Annotated in this window: 4 protein-coding genes; all 4 read right to left on the reverse strand. The window is 70.0% G+C overall.

The genetic code is table 11. The features are described from left to right. Positions 1-1982, reverse strand: a 1982-nt coding sequence (locus VFM98_RS16815) for an efflux RND transporter permease subunit (RefSeq protein ID WP_325111049.1), incomplete at its 3' end; no start/stop codon positions are given. Between the two features lie 6 nt (positions 1983-1988). After that, positions 1989-3260: an FAD/NAD(P)-binding oxidoreductase gene (locus tag VFM98_RS16820; protein ID WP_325111050.1), complete on the reverse strand. Its 1272-nt coding sequence runs from the start codon at positions 3258-3260 to the stop codon at positions 1989-1991. Position 3261: 1 nt separating this feature from the next. Next, positions 3262-4302 (reverse strand): efflux RND transporter periplasmic adaptor subunit, encoded by a 1041-nt coding sequence (locus tag VFM98_RS16825; protein WP_325111051.1) that lies wholly within the window; start codon positions 4300-4302, stop codon positions 3262-3264. After that, on the reverse strand, positions 4287-4499 hold the full coding sequence (locus VFM98_RS16830) for a DUF2892 domain-containing protein (protein WP_325111052.1): 213 nt from the start codon (positions 4497-4499) through the stop codon (positions 4287-4289). The genes VFM98_RS16825 and VFM98_RS16830 overlap by 16 nt, the downstream gene beginning before the upstream one ends. Between the last annotated feature and the right edge of the window lie 158 nt (positions 4500-4657).

Here is a 4657-nt window from a genome sequence, read left to right on the forward strand (position 1 = left end):
TCCAGCCCCGGCCGCACCGCCTGCGCGATCTCGTGGCTCTTGCGCTCGCGCTCGTGCTTGCCGGCGAAGTTGACCTGCAGGTCGCCGTGCTCCGGCTGCGAGCGCAGGTAGTACTGGCGCACCAGGCCGTTGAAATTGATCGGCGCAGCGGTCCCCGCATACGCCTGGTAGTCGGTCACCTCGGGCACCGTGCCGAGGTAGGCGCCCATGTCGTGCAGCGCCGCGGCGGTGACCTCGAGCGGCGTGCCGGCCGGCATGTCGACCACCACCTGGAACTCGGACTTGTTGTCGAACGGCAGCATCTTGAGCACCACCAGCTTCATGGTCGGCAGCGCTACCGAGACGCCGATGAGCGCCAGCACCGCGTAGAGCAGCCTGCGGCGGTTTTTCGACGAATTGACGAAGGGGCCGAGGATCCGGTCGAAGGTCCGCTGCAGCCGGCTTCCGGTTTCCTCGTGGCGGTCCTCATGATGGTGCGCCTTCAGGAACTTCAAGGCCAGCCAGGGCGTCACGGTGAAGGCGATGGCGAGCGAGATCAGCATGCCCAGGCTGGCGTTGATCGGGATCGGGCTCATGTAGGGGCCCATCAGGCCGCTGACGAAGGCCATCGGCAGCAGCGCCGCGATCACGGTGAAGGTGGCGAGGATGGTGGGCCCGCCGACCTCGTCGACGGCGTCGGGGATGATGCCGCTGAGCGGCCCGGGCTCCAGCGCGCGCCGGCGGTGGATGTTCTCCACCACCACGATGGCGTCGTCCACCAGGATGCCGATGGAGAAGATCAGCGCGAACAGCGACACCCGGTTGAGGGTGAAGCCCCAGGCCCAGGAGGCGAACAGCGTGGTGGCGAGCGTGAGCAGCACGGCGATGCCGACGATGGCGGCCTCGCGCAGCCCGAGGGTCAGGAACACCAGCACCACCACCGACAGCGTGGCGAAGACCAGCTTCTTGATGAGCTGCTGCGCCTTGTCGTTGGCGGTGGCGCCGTAGTTGCGCGTGACGCTGACCTGCACGTCCGCCGGGATCACGGTGTTGCGCAGCTCTGCGGCGCGCGCCAGCACGCGCTCGGCCACGTCCACCGCGTTCTCGCCCGCCTTCTTGGTGATCTGCAGCGTCACGGCCGGGTGCTCGCCCTGCGCCGTGCCGGTCCACACGTAGCGCGCCGGCTGCTCCGGGCCGTCGCGCACCTCGGCCACGTCGGACAGGAACACCGGCCGCTGCTCGCGCACCCCGAGCACGATCTGCCTCACGTCCCGGGCGGACTCCAGGTAGTTGCCGGTCTCCACCAGGATCTCGCGGTTGTCGCGCACCAGCCTGCCGCTGGGCGCGGCCACGTTGGCGAGCTGCAGCGCGTTTCTCACGTCGAGCGCCGACATGCCGTAGGCGTTCAGCCGGTCGGCGTCGAGCAGCACGCGCAGCGCGCGCCCGGGACCGCCGAGCGTCTGCACCTCGCGCGTGCCGGCCACGCGCTTGAGCTCGACTTCGGCGGCGTGCGCCACCCGCTCCAGGTCGTAGGCGGCGCGCGCCGGGTCGGCGGTCCACAGCGTGAGCGTCACGATCGGCACGTCGTCGATGCCCTTGGGCTTGACGGTGGGCTCCAGCACGCCCATCTCCGGCGTCACCCAGTCGCGGTTCGCCTGGACCGTGTCGTGCAGCCGCACCAGCGCCTCGGTGCGCGGCACGCCGACTTCGAACTGCACGGTGATCACCGCCATGCCGGGCCGCGACACCGAGAACACGTGCTCCACGCCGGCGATCTGCGACAGCACCTGCTCGGCCGGCGTGGCGACCAGCACCTCGACGTCGCGCGCCGAGGCGCCCGGGAAGGGCACCAGCACGTCCGCCATGGTGACGTTGATCTGCGGCTCCTCCTCGCGCGGCGTGACCGCGACCGCGAACAGGCCGAGCAGGAAGGCGACCAGGGCCAGCAGCGGCGTGAGCTGCGAGCCCTGGAAGAACCGCGCGATGCGGCCGGAGATGCCCAAGCCGCCTCAGCCCTTCAGCTTGCGGATGCCGAGCAGCCCCATGATCACCTTCTCGTACACCGGCTCGGAGCTGCCGCGCTTCATCTTGCTCAGGAAGTACTTCTCGAAGGCCACCTTGGCGAGGTGCACCCACTTGCCGTCGCTCGACCAGTTCACGTTGCGCGGCGGGATCTGCGGCAGGGCGACGAAGGCGATGCCGGTGGTGCCCATGTCGGCGAGGCACACCGCGTTCCACGTGGCGCGCGTCGCCGGCTGGCGCCCGGCGACCTGCGCCGCGATGTTCTGCACCGCCGCGGTCACCATGGACTCGATCATGTAGCCGGTCTTCGGCGCGCCGGTGGCCACCGGCGTCTGCTCCACCGGCGGGATGGCGACGCACACGCCGACCGCGTAGACGTTCGGAAAGGCCTTGTTGCGCTGGTGCTCGTCGATCAGGATGAAGCCGCGCGGGTTGGTCAGCCCCTCGATGCCGGCGACCGCATCCACGCCCTTGAAGGCGGGCAGCATCATGGCGTATTTGAACGCCAGCTCGTGGCGGCGCTTCTCCTTGCCCAGGTCGTCGAATTCCACCGCGTGCAGCATGCCCGCCTCGATGCGCTCGGTCTTGGCGTTGGTGATCCACTTGATGTCGTGGTCGCGCATCTCGGACTCGAGCATGCCCTTGGAGTCGCCCACGCCGCCGAGGCCGAGGTGGCCGATGTAGGGCTCGGGCGTGACGAAGGTCATCGGCACGCGGTCGCGGATCTTCCGCTTGCGCAGCTCCGCGTCCATGATGAAGGCGAACTCGTAGGCCGGGCCGAAGCAGGAGGCGCCCTGCGCCGCGCCGACCACCACCGGGCCCGGGTCGGCCACGAACTTCGCCCACGCCTGCCCCGCGCCCACCGCATGGTCGACGTGGCAGACGGACTGCGTGTGGCCTTCGGGCCCCAGGCCTGGCACCTCGTCGAAGGCGAGCTTCGGCCCGGTGGCGATCACCAGGTAGTCGTAGGAAAGCAGGCGGCCGTCGTCCAGCTCCAGGCGGTTTTCCTTCGGCTGCAGGCGCTTCGCGCCCACCGGCACGAACTCGATGCCCTTGCGCGCCAGGTGCTCGCGCACCGGGAACTCGATGTCGTTGCGCTTGCGCCAGTTCACCGCCACCCAGGGATTGGACGGCACGAAATGGAAAGTCTCGCCGCGGTTCACCACGGTGACGCGGTGCTCCTTCGGCAGCGCGCTGCGCAGCTCATACGCGGCCGGCAGGCCGCCGATACCTGCTCCCAGAACCACTACGTGTGCCATGTCAGCCTCCTTTGATGCCGGCCTTCACCGGCTCTAGCGCGACGCGCTCGCCGGGCTTGAGGCCGGCGAGCACCTCGACCGAATGTTCGTCGCCCGCGCTGCCCAGGCGTATCTGCCGAAGCTGGGGACGGCCCGGCCCGGCGACGACGTAGACCGCGGTCACCTCGCTGCGCTGGAGCACCGCGGCGCGCGGCACCAGCAGGGCCTGCGCGCGGCCGGTGACGAAGTGGGCCCGGGCGTAGATCCCGGGATAGATGCCGCGCACGTCCGCGGGCAGCCCGAGCCGCACCTGCGTGGTATGGGTGCGCGGGTCGGCGGCCGGGATGACGGTGAGCTGGGTGGCCGCCACCCATTTCGAAGTGGAGGGCACCTCGACGCGCGCCTTGGCGCCGGCCTGGATGGCGGCGATCTGGGCCTGCGGCACCGTGGCGGTGACGCGCAGCGTGCCCGGATCGAAGCCGGTCATCAGCGGCTTGCCCGGCACGGCCATCTCGCCGAGCTCCACGTGCCGCGCGGACACCAGGCCGCTGTAGGGCGCGACGATGGTGGCGAAGCTGCGCTCGGTCTGCGCCTGGCCGGCGCCGGCGAGCAGCGCGGTGACGCGCGCCTGCGCCGCCTTGTACTCGGCCTCGGCCCGGTCGAGGGCCGCCTGGCTGAGGAATTTCTGCGCCACCAGCTGCTTCGAGCGCTCGAACTCGGCGCGCGCGTTGCGCAGCGCCGCCTCGGCCTGGCGCACCTGCGCCTCGCTCGCCGCCAGCGCCTGCGTCGCGGCGCGCTCGTCGATGCGCGCGATGACCTCGCCTTTCTTCACGTAGTCGCCCACGTCGAAGCGCAGCTCGACGATCCGGCCGGCGATCTGCGCCGCCACGGTGGACTGCCGCACCGCCTCGACCACCGCCTCGGCCGTGTAGGTCAGCTCCACGTCGCGCAGCTCCACCGGCGCGGTGGCGAGGACCGACTCCGGCACGGGCGCGGGCCTGGGCGGCTGCGGCTCGCCGCAGGCCGCCAGCCCGAGGCACAGGAGGCCTACTGCGAAGCGCATGCGGTGCCGCCGCTGCGTACCCCCAGCCGGCGCAGGACGGCCTCCAGCGGGCAAAGCCGCGTTAAGCCGCTCTGGAACAGGTTCAACCCGACGAAGGCGGTGAACCACAGGAAATGAGGATTCACCAGCACGCCGAGCGCCAGCGATGCCAGCACGAACAATCCGGCGAAGATGCGGATCAGGCGTTCCACAGTCATATGCATATGGCCTCCGTAAGCGATTTAGAATGGACGGACTGATTCTGTCGGGGCGCATCGGGACAGTCTGTGACTTTGGTTCCCGAGGGTCTTGACGAGGATCAAATGCACGGATAAGTACATTTGATGTGCCGGCAGGCGCGGGGCCCCTTTAGTAT

Origin of the sequence: Ramlibacter sp. (genome assembly GCF_035706265.1) — a bacterium.
In the GTDB taxonomy this organism is placed as follows: domain Bacteria; phylum Pseudomonadota; class Gammaproteobacteria; order Burkholderiales; family Burkholderiaceae_C; genus Ramlibacter.